This window comes from Chryseobacterium sp. KLBC 52, from assembly GCF_003347605.1.
In the GTDB taxonomy this organism is placed as follows: Bacteria; Bacteroidota; Bacteroidia; order Flavobacteriales; family Weeksellaceae; genus Chryseobacterium.
In genome coordinates this window covers 19,741-41,674 of sequence record NZ_QDFZ01000015.1, presented here as the reverse complement: position 1 = coordinate 41,674, position 21,934 = coordinate 19,741, and the positions used below count along the sequence as shown (strand labels likewise).

22 protein-coding genes and 1 riboswitch are annotated in these 21,934 nt (G+C 37.8%); of the genes, 9 read left to right on the top strand and 13 right to left on the bottom strand.

All coding sequences use genetic code 11. The annotated features are described in order from the left end of the window. Positions 1-138: 138 nt before the first annotated feature. The gene (locus DDF69_RS16015; protein ID WP_114821660.1) at positions 139-2,367 is read left to right on the top strand and encodes a TonB-dependent receptor domain-containing protein; all 2,229 of its coding nucleotides are present in this window, start codon (positions 139-141) and stop codon (positions 2,365-2,367) included. A 192-nt stretch (positions 2,368-2,559) separates the two neighbouring features. Here the strand turns inward: DDF69_RS16015 and DDF69_RS16010 are convergent, their stop codons facing one another. The 13 genes from DDF69_RS16010 to DDF69_RS15950 form a co-directional block, all read right to left on the bottom strand. Continuing rightward, positions 2,560-3,270 (bottom strand): HesA/MoeB/ThiF family protein, encoded by a 711-nt coding sequence (locus DDF69_RS16010; protein ID WP_114821659.1) that lies wholly within the window; start codon positions 3,268-3,270, stop codon positions 2,560-2,562. 150 nt (positions 3,271-3,420) lie between these two features. Next, positions 3,421-4,539: a 2-iminoacetate synthase ThiH gene (thiH, locus tag DDF69_RS16005; RefSeq protein WP_114821658.1), complete on the bottom strand. Its 1,119-nt coding sequence runs from the start codon at positions 4,537-4,539 to the stop codon at positions 3,421-3,423. A gap of 9 nt (positions 4,540-4,548) precedes the next feature. Continuing rightward, positions 4,549-5,325, bottom strand: a complete 777-nt coding sequence (locus tag DDF69_RS16000) for a thiazole synthase (RefSeq protein WP_114821657.1) — start codon at positions 5,323-5,325, stop codon at positions 4,549-4,551. Beyond that, on the bottom strand, positions 5,322-5,936 hold the full coding sequence (locus DDF69_RS15995; RefSeq protein WP_114821656.1) for a thiamine phosphate synthase: 615 nt from the start codon (positions 5,934-5,936) through the stop codon (positions 5,322-5,324). Before DDF69_RS15995 ends, DDF69_RS16000 begins: the two co-directional genes overlap by 4 nt. Before the next feature lie 4 nt (positions 5,937-5,940). Next, positions 5,941-6,678: a hydroxymethylpyrimidine/phosphomethylpyrimidine kinase gene (locus DDF69_RS15990; RefSeq protein WP_114821655.1), complete on the bottom strand. Its 738-nt coding sequence runs from the start codon at positions 6,676-6,678 to the stop codon at positions 5,941-5,943. Beyond that, complete coding sequence (locus DDF69_RS15985) at positions 6,654-7,241, bottom strand: thiamine phosphate synthase (RefSeq protein ID WP_114821654.1); 588 nt, start codon at positions 7,239-7,241, stop codon at positions 6,654-6,656. The genes DDF69_RS15990 and DDF69_RS15985 overlap by 25 nt, the downstream gene beginning before the upstream one ends. Next, on the bottom strand, positions 7,238-9,049 hold the full coding sequence (gene thiC / locus DDF69_RS15980) for a phosphomethylpyrimidine synthase ThiC (RefSeq protein WP_114821653.1): 1,812 nt from the start codon (positions 9,047-9,049) through the stop codon (positions 7,238-7,240). The genes DDF69_RS15985 and thiC overlap by 4 nt, the downstream gene beginning before the upstream one ends. A gap of 24 nt (positions 9,050-9,073) precedes the next feature. After that, on the bottom strand, positions 9,074-9,280 hold the full coding sequence (gene thiS, locus DDF69_RS15975) for a sulfur carrier protein ThiS (protein WP_114821652.1): 207 nt from the start codon (positions 9,278-9,280) through the stop codon (positions 9,074-9,076). Between the two features lie 57 nt (positions 9,281-9,337). Then, positions 9,338-9,434, bottom strand: a riboswitch (TPP riboswitch). Positions 9,435-9,539: 105 nt separating this feature from the next. Further along, positions 9,540-10,382 carry a hypothetical protein gene (locus DDF69_RS15970; RefSeq protein WP_162800949.1) on the bottom strand — a complete coding sequence of 281 codons (843 nt, stop codon included), beginning with the start codon at positions 10,380-10,382 and terminating at the stop codon, positions 9,540-9,542. A gap of 22 nt (positions 10,383-10,404) precedes the next feature. Continuing rightward, positions 10,405-11,082 (bottom strand): RluA family pseudouridine synthase, encoded by a 678-nt coding sequence (locus DDF69_RS15965; RefSeq protein WP_114821650.1) that lies wholly within the window; start codon positions 11,080-11,082, stop codon positions 10,405-10,407. A gap of 11 nt (positions 11,083-11,093) precedes the next feature. Next, entirely contained in the window at positions 11,094-11,408 is a 315-nt protein-coding gene (locus tag DDF69_RS15960) for a hypothetical protein (protein ID WP_114821649.1), read from the bottom strand. A 3-nt stretch (positions 11,409-11,411) separates the two neighbouring features. Further along, complete coding sequence (gene panB, locus DDF69_RS15955; protein WP_114821648.1) at positions 11,412-12,227, bottom strand: 3-methyl-2-oxobutanoate hydroxymethyltransferase; 816 nt, start codon at positions 12,225-12,227, stop codon at positions 11,412-11,414. Between the two features lie 61 nt (positions 12,228-12,288). After that, positions 12,289-13,002: a Crp/Fnr family transcriptional regulator gene (locus DDF69_RS15950; protein WP_034692595.1), complete on the bottom strand. Its 714-nt coding sequence runs from the start codon at positions 13,000-13,002 to the stop codon at positions 12,289-12,291. Positions 13,003-13,090: 88 nt separating this feature from the next. Between DDF69_RS15950 and DDF69_RS15945 the strand changes: the two genes are divergently transcribed. The 8 genes from DDF69_RS15945 to DDF69_RS15910 all read left to right on the top strand — a co-directional run bounded on the left by DDF69_RS15945 (position 13,091) and on the right by DDF69_RS15910 (position 21,918). Next, positions 13,091-15,469, top strand: coding sequence for a heavy metal translocating P-type ATPase (locus DDF69_RS15945; RefSeq protein WP_114821647.1), 2,379 nt, complete (start codon positions 13,091-13,093; stop codon positions 15,467-15,469). A gap of 109 nt (positions 15,470-15,578) precedes the next feature. Next, entirely contained in the window at positions 15,579-15,791 is a 213-nt protein-coding gene (gene ccoS, locus DDF69_RS15940) for a cbb3-type cytochrome oxidase assembly protein CcoS (RefSeq protein WP_034692599.1), read from the top strand. 21 nt (positions 15,792-15,812) lie between these two features. Then, positions 15,813-18,074: a cytochrome-c oxidase, cbb3-type subunit I gene (ccoN, locus tag DDF69_RS15935; RefSeq protein ID WP_076595424.1), complete on the top strand. Its 2,262-nt coding sequence runs from the start codon at positions 15,813-15,815 to the stop codon at positions 18,072-18,074. Between the two features lie 22 nt (positions 18,075-18,096). After that, positions 18,097-18,297 (top strand): cbb3-type cytochrome oxidase subunit 3, encoded by a 201-nt coding sequence (locus DDF69_RS15930; RefSeq protein WP_002983870.1) that lies wholly within the window; start codon positions 18,097-18,099, stop codon positions 18,295-18,297. A 10-nt stretch (positions 18,298-18,307) separates the two neighbouring features. Beyond that, on the top strand, positions 18,308-19,189 hold the full coding sequence (locus tag DDF69_RS15925; protein ID WP_062676011.1) for a cbb3-type cytochrome c oxidase N-terminal domain-containing protein: 882 nt from the start codon (positions 18,308-18,310) through the stop codon (positions 19,187-19,189). A 95-nt stretch (positions 19,190-19,284) separates the two neighbouring features. Then, positions 19,285-20,739 (top strand): cytochrome c oxidase accessory protein CcoG, encoded by a 1,455-nt coding sequence (ccoG, locus tag DDF69_RS15920; protein WP_114821646.1) that lies wholly within the window; start codon positions 19,285-19,287, stop codon positions 20,737-20,739. 10 nt (positions 20,740-20,749) lie between these two features. Continuing rightward, positions 20,750-21,202, top strand: a complete 453-nt coding sequence (locus DDF69_RS15915) for a FixH family protein (protein WP_114821645.1) — start codon at positions 20,750-20,752, stop codon at positions 21,200-21,202. Then, positions 21,193-21,918, top strand: coding sequence for a sulfite exporter TauE/SafE family protein (locus DDF69_RS15910; RefSeq protein ID WP_114821644.1), 726 nt, complete (start codon positions 21,193-21,195; stop codon positions 21,916-21,918). The genes DDF69_RS15915 and DDF69_RS15910 overlap by 10 nt, the downstream gene beginning before the upstream one ends. Positions 21,919-21,934: the final 16 nt, after the last annotated feature.

The following is a 21,934-nucleotide window of genomic DNA, read 5'->3' as shown; positions in this document are numbered from 1 at the left end:
AGAGATTGCAAAAAGCTTTCACTCCTTTACCTGACAGAGTTTCTATTCCTTTCTTTCTTTTTACATCATTAAAATTATTGCGACGGTTGTAACAAAATTCATTTTTTGTTGTCTAACAGAGTATTAGTAAAAAACAATATGAAAAAAACTATTTTCGCTTTATCGCTGGTAAGTTCTGTTTTTGTTTTCTCACAGGAAAAGAATACTACGGGTGCTAAAGAAAAACAAATTGAAGGTGTAGTGATCACCAAAACTAAAAAAGCCGTTGAACAAAAGGCAGACCGTACTATTTTTGACTTTTCTGAACAACCTCAGCTGAATAACGGAAACGTTCTGGAAGGAATTAAAAAACTTCCGGGACTTGTATCTACCGATATTGCAGGGATGATGTATCAGGGAAAAATGCTTGAAGTGTATCTTAACGGAAGGCCTCTGAACATTACCTCCAATGAACTGAACTCTTTCCTTGAAGGAATGCCTGCCAACTCTGTAGAAAGAATTGAAGTGATCACTCAACCCGGTGCTGAGTTTCCAGCTACTTCCGGTGGTGCGATTATGAATATTATCACCAACAAAAACGCTAATAAATATTTAACCGCTACCTATTCCGGAAATTATTCTTTCACAAATTATGACAAATATAGAAGCAGAACGACTAATTCTGTTAATTTAAATGCCAGAAATAAATACTTCGGGTGGCAGCTGAATGTGGGGCAAAATTACCGTGAAAGTATGCTGAATGGCCAGCAGGATGAACTTTTGAACAGCCATACCGATCGATACGCACGCGGATATTTTGCCAAATCCGGATTGACTTTTGATTTGGGACAGGACAGATTATTATTAAACTACGATATTTATCACAATAATAACGACAATTACACTCTAAGTGACGGACACGGAGATTTACCTTTTAAGAGAAACCCAACGGATCTAAGAGAAGCCTTTTATACTTCTTCGGATGTAGCTCATACCAATAATTGGAGACAGGAAGCTGTGGTAACCTATCAGAAACGTTTTGCTGATAAATCTCAAAAACTGGACTTCCAGTTTGGATATACAAGATCAGACAGCAAGTTTGCTCAGGATAATTATTTTCAGGATGGAACATTTGTAGACTATCCCACTGAACCTCTCGATAGCCCTACCAATGGATTAAAAGATATTCTGAACAATAAATCGGTTATGAATATTGCCAACTTCAAAGTAGATTACGCTCAACCTATCCAACTTCTTGATGGTGGAAAATTAAGTTTTGGAGGATTATATGAAAGACAGGATTATGATACAGAAAGTTTTGGACTGACCAATCTGGAATATCAAAGACAAACCGCTTCTACGTATCTAGAATTTCAGGCTAAAATGAAAAAGTTTGACTTTACATTGGGTTCCCGTGCTGAAAACTATGATATTTCCGGGGTAACAAGATATTTTGATAAAGATGCAAAACTGGTAGAGGCTAATTTAATTCCTTTCAATAAGTTTAAATTTTTCCCTAATGCAAGCGTGCAGTATAACATGATGAATCAGGTTTATATTGCCGCTAATTATAACAGAAAAATCAGCTTACCAAGTATTTCTGCCCTGAACCCGAACAACGTAACATTCTCCGGACCCAGCACGGAAGTAAACGGTAACCCTAATCTGCAGCCTACTATTTTTGATAATTATGAATTGAAAATTTCAGCTTTTGATTATGCATTTATCGGATATAGTGTAAGTTCGGCAAGCAATCAGGTAGCGCAGATCATCCGAAAAGACGGAAGAAAGCTCTTCAACGAGCAGGTGAATATTTCGAATATGAAAATCCACAATTTCAACGTGGGATTACCGGTTCCTTTTATGATTTTCAGTAAGCCTTTCAGTGAAATTATGAAATTCAATTTCAATCCGGATAAAATTAATTTCATGTACCTGTATGCAGGATATCAGAAACATGAAATCGATAACCTGAATAATAAAGGATTCTGGATTTTCAATATTATGACCCAGATTATTTTACCTAAGGACATCAAACTGACAGCCAACTACAGCTATCTGACTCCAAAGGCAGGATATTTTTATTTTACGGCAGAGAAACCATTCAGCAACTCGTTTGATCTTACACTGACGAAGAAGTTTATGAACAACCGTCTTACCCTTTCTGTTTTTGCGAATGATATTTTCAACGGACAGGTAATGCAGGTACGTTCTAATCCGCCATCAGGAAATCCGGTGATGATCTACAGTAAATATGACACGAGAAACTTCGGGCTTTCCATCAATTATAAAATTCCGACAAGAAATAAACTGGCAAAAGAGGATCCGAATATCCTGAACCAGACTAAAAAAGAAGATAATGGAGGCGTGATGCAGCAGGCACAGTAATTCTTCCTTGTAATAAAATAAAAATAGGCGGTAAATAATTACCGCCTATTTTTTGTAAGGTAAGTTTTGGCTAAAGCCGATGGATCGTTTTATACAAGTAAGACGGGCTAAAGCCCGTCCCTATTGATATGTATTACTAATAAAATCGTATTATTTGTGAAAACATTTGTGACATTAGTGTTTACATTTACATCAGAAATCTACCGTCTGAAATCTCCAGTTCAGCGTGTCTACCAATGTCAACTGATTTAAACTTACCGGAAGATCTGTTATGATTTTTAATAGCTGAAGCGCCATCATACTGCCTATCATTCCGGGAAGAGCTCCCAAAACGCCAAGACTGTCACAATCCGGAAGATCTTCATCAAAGGGCGGTTCTGGGAAAATATCCCGTAAGTTTTTGCTTCCATTATGATTAAACACAGCAACTTGTCCTGAAAACCCTAAGATACTTCCGTAAACCAGAGTTTTATTCAGTTTTACGCAGGTATCATTCACCAGATATCTTGTTGAAAAATTGTCAGAACCGTCAACAATAATATCATACTGAGAAAGGATTTCTTTAACATTTTCTTCATTGATTTTCTCTTCAATTCCTATCAAGTTAACCTGATGATTGAGTTCTTTCACAAATGTCTCTGCACTTTTTACTTTGGATAGTCCTACCCTATTTTCAGTATGAATGATCTGTCTGTTCAGATTATGAAGTTCAACCTCATCAAAATCTGCAACGCCTAAAGTTCCTACTCCTGCAGCAGCCAGATACTGGATAACCGGACTTCCTAAACCTCCTGCACCGATGACAAGAACTTTGGAAGACCTTATTTTCTTTTGGCCTTCTATTCCAATTTCCTCAATAAATATCTGTCGGCTGTACCGTGAAAAATGATCTTCTTTTTTCATGCTTTATGATAGATAATTGAACCATTAAGGTTTTTTAAGTTTTTAAGGAAAGTTAAGTTGAGCTTCGCTTGGAAAAGATACTGTCTTAAAAATCTAAGATTTTTCTTAATTCAGCTTCACTTCTTCAAAATCCTTAATGGTTTTAAAATTTTAAAATCCACTGTAAACGGAATCCCAATCTTTCATCACAGGATCATAACCTGCTTTTTTGATCATGACTCTGATTTCATCCATACTTCTCTCGTCACTGGTTTCAAACTGTTCCAGAGATTCTTTATCCACCGCATACCCTCCCGGATTGGTCTTTGAACCAGCACTCATGGCGGTTGCTCCCAGAGATACAATATTATTTCTGAACACTTCATTTTCTCTGGTAGATATGGAGATTTCAAGGTCTTCATTCCAGATTCTGTAGGCGCAGATCAATTGAAGAAGGTCTTTATCTTCCATAATAAAATTAGGTTCAATAATTCCTTCGGCAGGTCTGAGCCTTGGAAAGGAAACAGAAAATTTACTTTTCCAATAGTGCTTCTGAAGATAATCGATGTGTAAAGCATTGAAAAAACTGTCTACTCTCCAATCTTCAAGCCCAAGAAGAACTCCGAGTCCAATTTTATGAATTCCCGCTCTTCCAATCCTGTCCGGAGTTTCCAGACGGAAATGGAAGTTTGATTTTTTACCTTTCGGATGGTATTCTCTGTAGACATCCTGATGATAAGTTTCCTGATACACCAAAACGGAATGCACTCCCTCTTCATGAAGCAGTTTATATTCTTCTTCCAATAATGGCTGAACTTCAATAGAAATGTTGGAAAAATGAGGTTTTAACTTACGCACCGCATTCTGAAAATAAGGAACTCCTACTATTTTATTGGCTTCTCCACTTACCAGCAATACGTGATTCACTCCCATTGATTTCAATACTGACGCTTCAATCATCAGTTCCGTATCAGAAAGGGTTTTCCTTTTCAGGTTATTATCAAGACTGAATCCACAGTAGGTGCAGATATTCTGACATTCATTGCTGAGATACAATGGTGCATAAAGCTGAATGGTTTTTCCAAATCGTTTTTGGGTAAGCATCTGTGTCATTCCTGCCATCAGCTCCAGTTCCTGAGAAGCGGCTGGTGACAGGAGATTCAGGAAATCATCAAGGGTTTTATTCTTTTTCTGAAGACTGTATCTTACATCGGCCAGACTTACTTTTTCAAGTTTATTCTTCACTTCATCCCACTGATAGTTTTCAAAAACATCTTTAAAACTTTTCATGAGGCTGATTTATTCAAATAAAAACGAAGTAAGCGGACTTGAAGCTTCAGCATGTTTGGCAATCGCTCCCAATCCAGATTCGAATGCTCTTCTTCCGGCAATCACACCTTCTTTAAAAGCAACAGCCATATTCAGTGGATTTCTGGCTACAGCAATGGCAGTATTCACCAAAACGGCATCTGCTCCCATTTCCATTGCTTTTGCAGCATCTGAAGGTGCCCCGATCCCGGCATCTACTACTACGGGAACATTACTCTGGCTGATGATTATTTCCAGGAAATCCTGTGTTCTTAATCCTTTATTTGTTCCGATAGGTGCTCCCAAAGGCATTACTACAGCTGTTCCGGCATCTTCAAGACGTTTACATAAAACAGGATCTGCATGGATGTAAGGCATTACAATAAATCCTAATTTGGCCAATTCTTCAGTGGCATATAATGTTTCAATAGGATCCGGCAGTAAATATTTAGGATCCGGATGAATTTCGAGCTTTACCCAGTTCGTTTCCAATGCTTCTCTTGCTAACTGTGCTGCCAATACAGCTTCTTTGGCGGTTCTTGCTCCGGAAGTATTAGGCAGAAGATGAACGTGGGTTTCTTTTAATGAATCAAGCAGATCATCTTCATTGGATTGGGCATCAATTCTTTTAAGCGCCATCGTTACCATATTGCTTTCTGAGGCGATGACAGATTGTACCATATCTCCCATACTTCCGAATTTTCCTGTTCCTAAAAACAGTCTTGATTCAAAAGTTCTTCCTGCTATTTCTAATTTCTGATGGTTCATATCATTACTTTTTTTAGTTCATTAATAATAGTCGGCTGCCTGGTAATAAGCCCGGATACGGCAACTCCATAAATCCCGATTTCCTGTAACGGTAAAATATCTTCTAGAGTAACACTTCCGATGGCAAATATCTTAGGGATATCTATTGATTTTTCTCTTAATCCATCAATGATCGCCTGATAGCCTGCAAATCCAAGAACAGGACTTAGTTTTTCTTTGGTTGTGGTAAATCTCAATGGTCCTAAACCGATATAATCACAAGATTCTTCGATTCTTCGGATGACATCTGAAAGGGTATTCGCTGTTCCACCAATAATCTTATTTTCGCCTAATATTCGTCTGGCATCTTCTACAGCCAAGTCATTTAATCCTACATGCACACCATCTGCGTCAATTTCTTTAGCCAGATGTACATGGTCATTGATGATACAAACCGCGTGATATTCTGAACAAAGTTGTTTTGAAATTTCACAAAGATTGATTAATTCGTTTTCAGGAGCATTTTTCCATCGAACCTGTACCCATTTGATCCCGTTGTCTAAGGCTTTCCGGATACAAAGTTCCTGTTCCTGAAGGGTATTTCCCTGTGAAATGTATTGTAATTTTTCCATGTTTCTATGAATGCATCCCCAATAAAGAGGCATTGCTTTTTAAAAATTTTTCGATGTATAATTTCCCATTCCGGCATGCCTTTTCCATATTTTCGCCCTTTGCCAGTTCTGCTGTAATGGCTGAAGATAAAACACAGCCGGAACCATGTTTAGGAAAATAAGTTGCACTACCTTCGGCCGGAATTAAAAGCGTTTCTGTTTCGTTTTCAACTAAAATATCCGTTCCCAAATGATCTTTCCGGTGTCCTCCTTTGATCAGTAATGAGCATTGATTCATATCCGGCAAAAAATGATTTTCTTTTAAAATACTGTATTCGTTATAATTAGGAGTTATTAAACTAAGCTTATTAACCGTACTTTTTAATTGATGAAGTGTTTCAAGATCAAAAAATGTGAATTCGGAAGTGCTTTTCAGAACGGGATCCCAGACGATTTTCACTTCAGGGTTTCCTTTTTGAACTGTTCCTACAATCTTACCCAGAAATTCGGCATCCTTCACGATCCCGATTTTAACTGCTGAAACGGGATAACTTTCCATCAGCACCTGAATCGCTTCAGTTACTTCATCTATAGGCCGCCATTCTAAACTCAGGCATTTCGAAGCAGTTTGCAAGGTTAATGCGGTACAAACTCCAAGTCCCATCACCTTTGATTGCTCAAAAGTTTTACTATCTGATAATAACCCTGCTCCGCCACTGGGATCGAAGCCTGCGATACTTATGACATAAGGACGTTCCTGCATTTTTTGAATACTTTTAAGGGTTCTTCACTTTCCCAGATTCCACCTAATAAAGCTGCTCCATCAGCATCTGATTCGAAAACTTCATGAATATTATCCTGATGAATGCCTCCAAGAGCAATCAATTTTACATTCGGATTGTTCCGATGTTTTATTTCTTCTTTAATGGTAGAATTCAATCCATATCCTTTTTTAGAGATACTTGGAAAGAACGGGCTTATGAAAGCATATTCCCATTCTTTATCCAAAGTATTATAGGTGGTGATATCATGTACCGACGTTGAAATGGTATTTTCTTTCACAAAAGACCTATCCATTTCTTCCTGCCGGTCAATTTCCCTGAAATGAAACCTTGAAATTGTAAATTCCTTCCCAAGATCGTAATGCGTATGCAAAACCAGCTGTGAATGAAAGGTTTCATCAATCTTAGTGAGGAATTCAATCATTTCATTCCGGCTAATCCATGGTTTACGGATGTGAAGCAGATTAAGGCCTTCCTGAAACATTTGATTAATAAGATATGTTTCGTTCGGGACCATCAATTCAGGAGTGATGACCAGGATCATATATAAATTTCTTTCCCTTTTTCGATGAATTCCTGTGATTTATCCAGCATTCCCTGTTCGGCAGATTCACGAATTTCCTGAGTAATTTTCATAGAACAGAATTTCGGTCCGCACATGGAACAGAAATGGGCAATTTTTGCTCCTTCTGCAGGAAGTGTTTCATCATGATAAGCTCTCGCTGTCTCTGGATCTAATGAAAGGTTAAATTGATCTTCCCATCTGAATTCAAATCTGGCTTTACTCAATGCATTGTCCCTGTACTGTGCTCCCGGATGACCTTTAGCCAAATCTGCAGCATGAGCTGCCAGCTTATAAGTTATTACTCCAACTTTTACATCGTCTTTATTCGGAAGCCCTAAATGTTCCTTTGGTGTTACATAGCAAAGCATTGCACATCCAAACCATCCGATCATTGCTGCACCGATTCCGGAGGTAATGTGATCATAACCCGGTGCAATATCAGTAGTCAAAGGACCTAAGGTATAAAATGGAGCCTCATGGCATTCTTCCAGCTGCTTTTCCATGTTTTCTTTGATCATATGCATCGGAACGTGCCCTGGGCCTTCGATCATCACCTGTACATTATGTTTCCAGGCAATTTTTGTCAGCTCACCTAAAGTTTCCAGTTCTGCAAACTGAGCGGCATCATTGGCATCAGCAATAGATCCCGGACGAAGACCGTCTCCCAGAGAGAAAGCCACGTCGTACTTCTTCATGATTTCACAGATCTCCTCAAAATGAGTGTACAGAAAACTTTCTTTATGATGGAAGAGACACCATTTTGCCATAATAGATCCTCCTCTGGAAACAATTCCGGTAACTCTTTTTGCTGTTAAATGAATGTATCTCAGCAAAACTCCTGCGTGAATGGTGAAATAGGAAACTCCCTGTTCAGCCTGTTCAATCAGGGTATCTCTGAAAATTTCCCATGTCAGATCTTCCGGAACTCCTTTTACTTTTTCCAATGCCTGATAGATCGGAACAGTACCAATCGGAACCGGACTGTTTCTGATGATCCATTCTCTTGTTTCGTGAATATTTTTCCCGGTGGAAAGATCCATAATAGTATCTCCTCCCCATCGGCAGGCCCATACTGCTTTTTCTACTTCTTCTTCAATACTGGATGAAACGGCACTGTTTCCAATATTGGCATTGATTTTCACTAAGAAATTTCTTCCGATAATCATTGGTTCACTTTCCGGGTGGTTGATATTATTGGGAATGATCGCTCTTCCCGCAGCAATTTCATCTCTTACAAACTCCGGAGTGATCTTACTTTTTGGAGTATTGGCACCAAAACTGTGTCCCGGATGTTGAAAAGCCATTTCTTTAGACACAGAATCTAGCTGTTCGATCCTTTGATTTTCCCTGATGGCTACATATTCCATTTCCGGAGTAATGATTCCCTGTTTGGCATAGTAAAGCTGTGTAACTTCTTTTCCTTCCTGTGCTACTTTAGGTTTATGATCATAGGAAAACCTTAGTTCATCCAGACGAGGATCGGCTAAACGGGCTTTGCCGTATTCAGATGTAATTCCGTCTAAGATATTCACATCATTTCTATCCAGAATCCATTGTTCTCTGATTCTTGGAAGTCCTTTCTGAATATCAATGACTGCATTTTCATCGGTATAAGGACCTGAAGTATCGTAAATGGTAACCGGAGCATTATGTTCAAAGCCGCCATTGGTTAATTTTGTGGGGCTAAGCTGTATTTCACGCATGGCTACATTGATAGGATGTATTTTCCCTTCAACATAGATTTTCTTTGAGTTCGGAAATGGCGAACATGTAATGGAGTGAGCCATAAGTATTGGTATTAAATATGAGAATTAACCGCCCTGAGTGGCAGTGATGATTAAAACTGAATCGTTGTTGTTAAGGATGGTTTCCGCCCAGACAGACAGGGGAATAATGCGGTTGTTGACAGCTACAGCAATACCTTTCTTTTTTCCAGGCAGCTCCATAGCCAGTAATGCTTCCAGATTTTCAGGAAGTATATCAAATGTTTTTCGGGTGTGGTTGATTATAAGTTCCATTCCTAATATTTTACATATACTTTAGGAATGGCCATTATTGTACAATAGAATGTACAGCAAAAGTCATCTACTTTTCCCTACGCTGGTATGATCCAGATCAGGTTCAAAGGGTAAAGTCTCAGTCTGTTGGTAACAGACACCCCTAAAGTCGGGAACGAAGTTAGACATTTTTTTAGAATGGGCAAAATCTGAAATAACTTTAAAGAAAAAAGACCATCTCAATTTTGAGACAGTCTTCATTTTTATTTTAAATAGTTCTTTAGTAAAAAAGCTTCAGGCTTCCATCAGAATTATATTGATTAGTCCAGTTTGATTGACTGAGAAAAAATTCGGAGCTATAAGGTTTAAACTCTTTTGAAATTTTTCTCTGAGGATTATTTTTTGATAATGAAAAGTAGAAATACTCTTCAAAAATACCTAAATTTTTAAAGGGATTTTGTGCAGAATCAAAATTATCAAACGTAATTTCATTCGTGAGATAAGCATCAATGCTATTATGCTTTTCGGTTTTAGTCGCCTTTTCTAAATTTCCTGAGTTATTATAAACAAACTTTTCTACGTAAGTCAAAATATAATCTTGCGGATCAGTTGGATCATACGGAACATTAGGATATTGCGTTAAAATCTCAGTTAACTTTCCTGAAGCATCATATGTATAGGTGAGATACTTATCCATATATGAATTATTAACCTGTGGAATAACTACTTTAATAACTCTACCTTGATTATCAAATTCAAACCTTCTCTCCTTCAACTGAACATTGAAACCAGGGTCAGAGCTGTAATCTTTCATAATTGCTGTATTTCCTGTGTAGGTTACCGCTGTATAAACAGATTTTGAATAAGCATAAGGAAACCCGGTACTTCCGGAAAGTTCCAGCTTCCCTCCTATTTTTTTTATAATTCTTCCCTGAGCATCATATTCGAACATATAATTTTGCTCCGATCCATTAAAAACAGGTGACAAAACAGGATAATTCCACGATATTTTACTTGTATTTTCAGTAATCGTCTGTTGTGAATGATCAGGTGGCAATTCATCATTGTCTGAACAAGATGCCACAACCAGCAACGTGGTTAATAAAAGTGATTTGAATTTCATGGTATAGTTTTTTATGATATGCTTATTCTTCACAAGCTCTCCATATCGCATCATTCTGCGGAACAGGAGCTATGATTTCAATGTTTTCTTTGGTAACGGGATGAATAAACTCCAGTTTTCTTGCATGAAGATTGATTCCCCCATCAGGATTGGAGCGCGGTGCTCCATATTTCAGATCACCCTTAATCGGAACTCCGGTCTTTGATAGCTGTGCTCTGATCTGATGATGTCTTCCAGTTTCAAGATCAATTTCAAGAAGGAGATAATTATCCAGTGTTTTGATCACATGATAGGTAAGAATAGCTTCTTTCGCCCCTTCAGTAGCTTTCGGAAAGACAATAGCCTTATTATTTTTTTCGTTTTTCTTTAAATAATGCACCAGTCTCTGGCTTTGCGGGATCATTTCTTTTCCAACAACTGCCCAATATGTTTTTTTCACTTCACGGTTTTTCACCATCTGCGTCAAACGGGAAAGCGCTTTGGAAGTCTTTGCATAGATCACCAGCCCGGATGTGGGACGGTCTATACGATGAACCAAGCCGAGAAAAACATTTCCCGGCTTAGCATCTCTTATTTTTATAAAATTCTTGATAGATTCTAATAGTGATTCATCTCCGGTCTTATCGCCCTGTACAAGCTGACCCACCTTTTTATTAATCACCAGAAGATGGTTGTCTTCATATATAATCTGCTCCTTCATACTTCTTCCGTCTATCTTCTTCTATTGGATAAAGACAGGATAATCCCTGCCAGAAGGCCAACCGTTTTAACCGCTGAAAGTTTTGAGCCTTCCGGAATAAATGCTCCGAATACACAGATTGCTGCTGCAGCGTACATTGCATATACAAAATTTTTATTCGTAAGCAATGGTGCCTGAATAAAGAAGCTCGCTCCTATCAGCACATAGAATACTTTTCTTGAAAGCAATTGATTAATTTCCGGGGAGAACAGATTAAACCATCCCACAGCAAGACAAATTAATGCTGCGATAGATAATATTCCCTGGATAGATTGTTGGTTTTGCATAGATTAATAGCTTTCGTTTTCGTTTGGAAACTCTACACTTTTCACATCTTTTACATATTGAGAAACAGCTCCTGTAATTTCTGTATAAAGGTCAAGGTATCTTCTCAGGAATTTCGGGCTGAAACCTTTGTTCATTCCAACCATATCATGATACACCAAAACCTGTCCGTCACAATGAGCTCCGGCACCGATTCCGATGGTAGGGATAGAAATACTGTCAGTAACTTTCTTCGCTAGATCCGCAGGAATTTTTTCCAATACGATAGAGAAACATCCTAGTTCTTCCAAAAGCTGTGCATCGGCGATCAGTTTTTCAGCTTCTGCCTCTTCCTTAGCTCTTACTTTATACGTTCCGAATTTATAGATAGACTGTGGTGTTAATCCCAAATGTCCCATTACCGGAATTCCGGCATTGATGATCTTTTTGATAGACTTGGAAATTTCTTTTCCGCCTTCAATTTTCACAGCATGTGCCCCACCTTCCTTCATCATTCTTACCGCAGACTCCAGTGCTTTTTCAGGATTACTCTGATAAGTTCCGAAAGGTAAATCTGCTACCACCAAAGCTCTGTCGGTTCCTCTTACCACACTTTGAGCATGATAGATCATTTGATCCAGTGTAATGGGTAATGTGGTTTCAAAACCAGCCATTACATTCGCTGCAGAGTCTCCAATCAAAATAGCATCTACTCCTCCTGCGTCTACCATCTTTGCCGTGGTAAAATCATAGGCGGTAAGCATTGTTATTTTTTCCTTGTCGAATTTCATTTTACGCAAGGTTTCAGTTGTAACTTTTTTAATTTCAGAGTGAACAGACATAATTTATCTATTTTTAAAAGTTAAAAAGTCGGCCTTGAGCCGACTTAAGTTTTTGTATGATTTATAAAACTACGTGACCGAGTTTCATGAGTTTGTCGTGATTTAAAATCTTGATATTTCTTCCATCTACTTCAATCAGGCTATCCTGTTTGAATTCCGAGATCAGACGGATGGCACTTTCTGTAGCAGTACCGATGATATTGGCAATTTCTTCTCTCGTTAAGGAAATCTTGATAAAGCCTTCAGGATCTACTCCCAGTTTCTGTTCCAAAAGCAAAAGAATTTCTGCCAGTCTTTCTCTTACGGTTTTTTGTGCAAGGAAAGTGATGGTATTGGAAGATTCTCCTAATTCGTATGAGATTTTCTGAAGCATTACGAAAGACAGCTGTGGATCTACTTCCAGAAGATACATAAAGATATCTGCAGGTAAGAATACACATTCAATATCTGTCATTGCTTCTGCTTTGGCCTGGAAATTTTCCCCGCAAAGCAAAGAACGATAGCCGATGATATCTCCTTCTTTGATAAATCTTAAAATCTGATCTTTACCGAACGCTCCTGATTTCGAAAGTTTGGCAGCCCCTTTTTCCAGAACAAAAACTCCTTTTGGAGTTTCGCCATCCTCGAAAATGGTATCATGTTTCTGAAAACTCAGTTTCTTTTTGCCATTAATGTATTTTTCAAAATCTGCGCTAGAAAGTCTTTCTTTAAATGATTTATCATTAAAAACTCTGGCGAACCTCTCTTCAATTGCTATCTGTTGTTCCTGCGGCATTTTATATGATATTTATCACAAAAATAGAACTTTTTAACGCGATAAACAAAAAAATTTGTTATAATTTTGTAGTTCAATATTTTATGGGGTGAGCGAGAACTGTTTTCATTGTGGTCAAGGGATAGAAAAAGAGAGAATTTTATTTGATGAAAAGACTTTCTGTTGTAATGGATGTAAGTCTGTTTACGAGATTCTAAATTTAAATCATTTAGGCAATTTCTACGAGCTTAATAAAGGAGCAGGAATTCGTCCGAATGATGAAAATTCTTCTCAATTTGATTACCTGGACACACCGGAAATCTTTGAAAAAGTCACTGATTTTTCTGAAGGAAGCACCAGTCTTGTGACTTTCAAAATCCCTGTCATTCATTGTTCTTCATGTATCTGGTTATTGGAAAGCCTTCATACATTAAACAAACATATTAAATATTCTCAGGTCAATTTCACTAGAAAGACCTTGCAGATCTCCTTCAACCATAACGATCTGAAATTAAGCGAACTCGCTAAATTCTTAACCAATCTTGGGTACAAACCTGTTATCAGCTTAGAAACCGCTGATAAAAATGAAGATCACCTTGACAAATCTTTACTGGTAAAGTTTGCCATTGCAGCGTTTGCTTTTGGAAACGGAATGTTCCTTGCCTTTCCCGAATATATCGGAGGAGAAGATTATTGGATGGAACATTACAGAGGCTTATTCAGAACTTTAATATTCCTTCTGGCAACGCCTGTTGTATTTTATTCCGCTTCAGACTATTACAAATCTGCATGGTACGGATTAAAAAATAAAATCGTCAACATTGATGTTCCGATTGTCTTAGGAATTTTTGTTCTCTACGGAAGAAGTATCTACGAAGTAGTAACAGATTATGGGCCAGGATATTTCGACACTCTTTGCGGGCTGTTATTCTTTATGCTTCTCGGGAAAATTTTCCAGAAAAGAACATACAGTGCTCTTTCCTACGACAGAGATTACAAATCTTTCTACCCGATTGCTGTAACGAAAGTAGACTTCGAAGGAAAACAGGATAACATTCTTCTTTCAGAGGTAAAAGTTGGAGACCGAATTCTGGTTAGAAACCAGGAAATCATTCCGGTAGATGCTATTCTGATCAACGGAGAAGGAAATATTGACAACAGTTTCATTACCGGAGAAAGTGAAAGTATCAGCAAGCAGCCTGGTGATAAAATTTTTGCAGGAGGTAAGCAGATAGGATCATCTCTGGAACTGGAAGTTATCAAAGATGTAGACCAGAGTTACCTTACTCAGCTTTGGAACAAAGAAGCATTCAAGAAACATGAAACCGGACTTGATACGTTAACCAACAACATCAGTAAATACTTCACATTCATCATTTTAGGCATTGCTCTTGTTGCCGGAACTTATTGGGCATTTATTGATCTGGAGAAGATGTTCCAGGTTATTTCAGCCATTCTGATCATTGCATGTCCTTGTGCGCTTGCGTTATCTGCACCGTTCACTTTCGGTCACATTATGAGGATTTTAGGTCGAAATAAGTTCTATGTAAAAGATACTTTAACGATTGAAAAAATTGCTAAGCTGGACACGATTGTTTTTGATAAAACAGGAACAATTACCCACAGAAAAAAATCAAATATAAAATACGAAGGTTCCGAGATCAATGAATTTGATTATCTGAACATTAAGACTTTATTAAAAAATTCCAACCACCCGCTTTCAAAATCATTGTACGAATTCATTGAAGTGAACGATGAGTATTTCCCGGTAGACAAATTTGTTGAAATTTCAGGAAAAGGATACGAGGCAAGTGTAAGAGGAAATCTGTATAAAGTTGGTTCTGCACGCTACAACAACCAGGAGCCTAAAAACCTTGAAACAGCGGTTTATATCAGCAAAAACGGAGAATATTTAGGAAAATTCATTTTTAAAAATGAATACCGTCCGAAGCTGAAAGATCTTTTCACAAAACTTACCCACTACAAAATATTTATCCTGAGCGGAGACAATTCCTCAGAAGAAAATCAGCTTAAAGAGCTTATTCCTAATTACAAAGGAATGGCCTTTAACCAAAGCCCGGAAGACAAGTTAAACTACATCAAATCCCTTCAGGATCAGCACTTAAAAGTTGCAATGCTTGGAGATGGCCTTAATGATGCAGGTGCTTTAAAACAAAGTAATGTAGGAATTGCCATTGCTGACGATACGAACAGTTTTACCCCATCTTCTGATGTGATTATGAATGGAGATAAAGTAGTTACTCTGGACAATTACCTGAACGTTTGTAAGGGTTCTATTACCATTGTGAAAATGACATTTATAATCAGTTTTCTGTACAATATTGTTGGTTTAAGTTACGCTGTTACAGGGCATATGCATCCGCTCTTCGCTGCAATCATCATGCCAATCAGTTCGATTACAGTGGTTACTTTTACTACACTTTCAACCTGGATTTTAGGTCGCAAATATTTCAAAAAACAGGCGTAAAAGCCCTTATTTAGACTGATTTTAAATTAGCTGAAATCGGCATTTCGTGATGAATGTCATTATTTTTCACTAAATTTGAACCCCGAAAATAGGTTAATTTTGTTGTCCAATGGATATTCTATATTTAATGATCCTCTGCAGTGTTTCTTTAGCTGCGATTTTCTTGGTCGTATTTATAGTGTATGCCCGAAAAGGACAGTTTGAGGATGATGAATCTCCTGCTGTCAGAATTCTTTTCGATGATGAAAAAGTCAAAGAAAATGATGAAACAGGCGACAAAAATAAAGACGAGAAAGAAATAGGAGAAAATAATAAAAATTGAGAAAAATAGTGAATAGTTGATATGGAAACACAGAAGTTTAGTTATGACAATAGTATTGTCCGTGCGTTCCTTTATGCGACCTTAGTTTTCGGTCTCATTGGATTTACGTTCGGGCTTACGGCGGCATTAATGCTTTTCTACCCGGAATTACCTGAATTCTTTTTCGGGACGGATGATACAACCATTAAAAGTTTGGCATCTGGTAATATTGAGGGGTTAATAAACACTCATGGTGCATTTGGTTTTGGTAGAATCAGAATGCTGCACACCAACACCGTAATCTTTGCATTCGTTTGTAACATTGTTTACACGGGTATTTATTACTCATTACAGAGATTATTAAAAACAAGAATGTACAGTGACACCTTGTCTTGGTTACATTTCTGGACCTGGCAGTTTATGATCGTTGCTACGTTCGTTACCTTCTTTATGGGGATCAACACCTCTAAGGAATATGCTGAACACGAGTGGCCGATCGACATATTGATCGCATTCTCATGGATCATTTTTGGTATCAATATGTTCCTGACTATTTCTAAGAGAAGAGTAAGACACCTTTACGTAGCTATCTGGTTCTATATCGGTACCTGGATTGCCGTAGCAATGCTTCACATCTTCAACAACCTTGAAGTACCTTTATCTTTCACAGGCTGGAAATCTTATTCAGCATATGCAGGGGTAAAAGATGCGATTGTACAGTGGTGGTATGGACACAATGCGGTTGCATTCGTATTGACAACTCCGGTTCTAGGTTTAATGTATTACTTCCTTCCGAAGGCTGCAGACAGACCGGTATTCTCTTATAAGCTGTCTATTATTCACTTCTGGTCATTAATTTTCGTATATATCTGGGCTGGTCCTCACCACCTTCAGTATACAGCTCTTCCAGCTTGGGCTCAGGCGGTAGGAACAGGGTTCTCTATCATGCTTATTGCACCATCATGGGGAGGTATGTTAAATGGTCTTCTTACGCTGAGAGGAGCTTGGGATAAAGTAAGAGAAAATCCTATCCTTAAGTTCTTTGTAGTAGCTGTTACCTGTTATGGTATGGCAACGTTTGAAGGACCGCTTTTGGCAACTAAAAACATCAACAAAATTGGTCACTTTACAGACTGGGTTATCGGTCACGTACACTTAGGAGCTCTTGGATGGAATGGTTTCATGGCATTCGGGGTTATCTATTATCTGGTACCAATTATGTGGAGAACAAAACTTTGGTCTGTAAAATTAGCTAACTGGCATTTCTGGTTAGGTACTTTAGGAATTATCTTCTATGCAGTTCCAATGTATATTTCAGGATTTACACAAGGATTAATGTGGAAACAATTCAATCCGGATGGAACATTATTATGGAAAAACTGGTTGGATACGGTAACGGCAATTATTCCTTACTTCAAAATGAGATTCGTAGGAGGTTTATTCTATATCTCAGGATCTATCCTAATGATTGTAAACGTAATCGCTACAGTAAGAAAAGGATCATTCCAGAAAGAAGTTCCTGCTGAAGCTCCAGCGTTGGCAAACATCAGCAAAAACAGAAAAGAAGGAGAAGGTACTCACCTTTGGCTGGAAAGAACTCCGGTATTATTAGGGATCTTATCTTTCATCACGATATCAATCGGTAGTTCAATTGAAATCATCCCTACACTATCGCTTAAGAAAAGTGTACCTACGATTTCTGCTGTGAAGCCTTATTCACCGCTGGAACTTGAAGGTAGAGATATCTATATCCGTGAAGGATGTAACGCTTGTCACTCTCAGATGATCAGACCGTTCAGAGATGAGATTACAAGATTCAACGGTAAAAACGGACAATACTCCAAAGCTGGAGAATTCGTATACGACAGACCATTCCTATGGGGTTCTAAGAGAACAGGACCGGATTTACATAGAGAAGGTGGTAAAAACCCAAGTTCTTGGCACTACAAGCACATGTACAACCCAAGATCTACTTCTGCAGGTTCTATCATGCCTCGTTACCCATGGTTAATTGCTACTGACTTAGACAGAACTAAGATGGTAGACAAAATGAAGCTGATGAAGAATGTATTCGATGTACCTTATACTAAGGCTGAAATCGATTCTGCGGATAAATGGGCTAACAACCAATCGGCAAAAATTGTGAAAGATATCTTCTCTGAAGCTAATGACCTTAAGCAGGCGTATGCTAAGAGACCTCAGGGAGAACTAGAGAAAAAAGAAATTGTAGCTCTTATTTCTTATCTTCAGAGATTAGGTACGGATATCAAAACAACTGAAATCAAAACAGCAAGTAATAACTAAAAAACATTAAAAGGTTCATACTATGATTCCTCAGAATTTTAAAGATATATTATCCAATACAGAAAACGCTGGTTTCTACCAGACGCTGGCTCTGATTTTCTTTATGCTGTTCTTCATCGCTTTGGTAATCTATGTTTTTAGCAGACCTAAAAAATATTACAAAGAAGAAGAAGAGGCACCTCTTGGGGATGATGAAGATGACGATTTTAATTTAAAAAATTAAACTATTTTTTATGAAACAAAGAACACCTGTTGTTATAAACATCTTAATAATAATCGGACTTTTAATAGTTTTTTATTATTTATTTGTACAGAGCTACGCGTTCCTTTCTTCACCTTACTTCTGGGGAACTGTTGTAATCGCCGGGATCCTTGCTTACATTCATGGAGCAATCGGAGACCTTATCGAGAACAACAAATTCAAGAAATTATCTCCTGAAGAAAAGGCAGCTTATTTAGCTGAAAAGAAAGTTCCTTATTTCAAAAGATTGTACCAAAGTGCATTCAAAAAGCAATCTGCTTCTGAAGAAAAGGATATCCTTATCGACCACGGTTTCGATGGAATCATGGAGTTGGATAACCAATTACCGAAATGGTGGGTAGGTTTATTCTATTTTGGGACCGCTTTTTGTATTGTATATATTGCAGCATACTCTTTCACAGACTTCGCTCACCCGTTAAGCGAATATGAAAAAGAATATAAAGAGCAGTTGGCAAGTATTGAAGAATACCAGAAATCTCAGCCTCCTGTAACTATTGAAACCGCTAAGTATTCAGCGGATAATATTGCAGAAGGTAAAGAATTATTCAAAACAAACTGTGCATCTTGCCACAAAGAAGATGGTAGTGGAGGTATCGGACCCAACCTTACTGATAACTACTGGATCAACCAGCCTGAGAAAACGTTATTCAAAAACGTATTCCATATGGACTGGAATGGTTCTCCTACTAACCCTGCGATGAGAGCATTCGGTAAGAACGGAGAAGTTTCAGGTGCAGAGATTGAGAAGATTGCAGCGTATGTATATCACATCAACCAGGAACAACCACCAGTGACTCCAGCTCAGGGAGGAGCAGCTCCTCAGGGAACTGAAGCACATTGGGAAAAAGAATAATTTAAAAAAATTAGAAAATATATGAAGAAACATAATTTGTTATTAGATTAAAATAGTAACGAATTATGTTTTTTCTTTTTTAAAACCTATTACATATGTCAGACATAGAAGAAATAGAAGTACGCGGCGGACAGGGACAGGTTCTGGACCCTGAGACTTACAGAGATTCTATAGGGACAATGGAGCAATCCGGAAAAAGAAGATGGGTATTTCCTAGGAAACCAAAAGGGAAATACACCAACTACAGAAACATTGTAAGCTATTTACTATTAATTATTTATTTTACATTACCGTTCATCAAAATCAATGGTAACCCATTACTGATGTTTAATGTAATAGACAGGGAGTTTTTCATCTTTGGACAGCCTTTCTATCCACAGGACTTCTTTATCCTTACTTTGGGTGCTATCGCCTCTTTAATCTTTATTATTGTTTTTACGATTGCGTTCGGAAGAATTTTCTGCGGGTGGATTTGCCCTCAGACAATTTTTATGGAATCGATCTTCCGTAAAATCGAATATCTGATTGAAGGAGACCGAAATAAGCAGATGAAGCTGGACAGACAGGAGTGGAACAGTGAAAAGATCTGGAAAAGAAGTTTGAAATGGACTGTTTATATTATCATTTCATTGGTGATCACTCACTTCATGTTCATGTATATTGTAGGATATGAAGAAGTATTTAAAATTGTTGGTGAAGGACCATTTGCACATCCTACCAATTTTATTGTAATGATTCTTCTTACCGCTGCATTTTACTTTGTATTTGCATGGTTCAGAGAGCAGGTTTGTACATTGGTTTGTCCCTACGGTAGACTTCAGGGAGTATTGATTGATAAAGATACTATCAACGTATTCTATGATTTCAAAAGAGGAGAAAACAGATCTAAATGGAGAAAAGGTGAAGACAGAAAAGCTGCCGGAAAAGGAGATTGTATCGATTGCCACCAGTGTGTAGTGGTATGCCCTACCGGAATTGACATCAGAGACGGACAACAGCTGGAATGTATCAACTGTACTGCGTGTATTGATGCCTGTGATGAAGTAATGGAAAAAGTAGGTCTTCCAAAAGGATTGATCCGCTATGCTTCTGAAAACGAAATTGAAAAAGAAACTCAGTTCAAGTTTACAGGAAGAATGAAAGGTTTCTCTATATTCCTTTTCCTTCTTGTAGGATTCTTAGGATATCTTCTTTACAGCCGTGGTGAGATGGAGGCTAAATTCATCAAACCTGCGGGAAGTACATTCTTTGTAAGAGACGGTAAAATTACCAATACTTATAATTATACATTCCTTAATAAAACGAACGAGAAAAAAATCGTTACCATCAAAGTGATAGATCCGGCACATGGTGAAATTACCTATAGTGCATCGAGTAAGATTCAGGTAGACAGAGATAAAATTTCCAAGGGAACCATCAATATCAGCTTCCCGGAAAATGATATGAAACTCTCTAAACAGAATATTACTATCGGTGTTTATGATATGAAAGGTAAACTGATTGATTCATACCAGACTTATTTTGAAGGACCTTTTAAACTGCAATTTTAATTAGAAAAAAATGAAGAACTTTAGTTGGGGACATGGTGTTGTAATTGCATTATTAGCATTTATAGTTTTTATATTATCCATGATGTTTCTTTTCCCGAACGGGCAGAAGAACTCTGAAATGGTAACCGATAATTATTACGAAGAAGAGTTGAAGTACCAGGATGTGATTGATGCTAAGAAAAAAGCAGATGATCTTCAGGAAAAACCTGCATACAGCCAGGATACTAAAGGCATTACAATTACTTTTCCTAAAGAATATAATAACTCCAATACTACGGTAAAATTTGTTTTAAACAGAACCGACGACCAGAATTTAGACATTAAAAAATCTGTTCAGCTTGATGCCAGCCAGTCTTTCACAATTCCTGCACAGGTATTGAAAGTAGGAAACTACACCTTAAGATTAAGCTGGACAAAAGATAAAACAGACTACCGAATGGATTATGATGTGATATGGAAATAGGACTTATTGTATCGGCTATTGCTTTAGGCTTTGCTTCCGGATTTCACTGTATCGGAATGTGCGGACCTATTGCATTATCGATGGGATTAACCAAAAAACAGACTGCTAATTTCTATCTTCAGAACCTTACTTATCAATTCGGAAGAATTTTCACCTATTCATTATTGGGTGCACTTCTCGGAATTATCGGGCAGGGATTTGAAATGGCAGGCTTCCAGAAATATCTTACTATAACAGCAGGAGTTCTCCTGATTATTATGGCTGTATTTTCATTTGGCGGAAAGGATTTTGCTTCAAAAATTCCTTTTCTCTCCAAATTTCTGTACAGCGTAAAAATGAACCTGGGAAAACTTCTTCAGAAAGCAGATTACCGTTCAAGATTTACAACAGGCTTATTAAATGGTTTTTTACCATGCGGAATGGTGTATATGGCACTTACCGCCAGCCTTGCAGGAGGAGGAATATGGCAGGGAGCTTTGTATATGGCTTTATTTGGTTTGGGAACCCTTCCGTTCATGTTTGCTATCGTTCTGGCCGGAAATCTGATGAATCAGGCCTTCAGAGTAAAAGTTTTAAAAGCCGTTCCGGTAATTATGATTATTTTGGGAGGATTATTCATTCTGAGGGGTCTTGAGCTGGGAATACCGTATGTTTCTCCGAAAGCGGAAGCCATGACAATTATTAAAGATCCGAACGGAGCTGTTAACTGCCATTAATTTGTATTTAAATCTA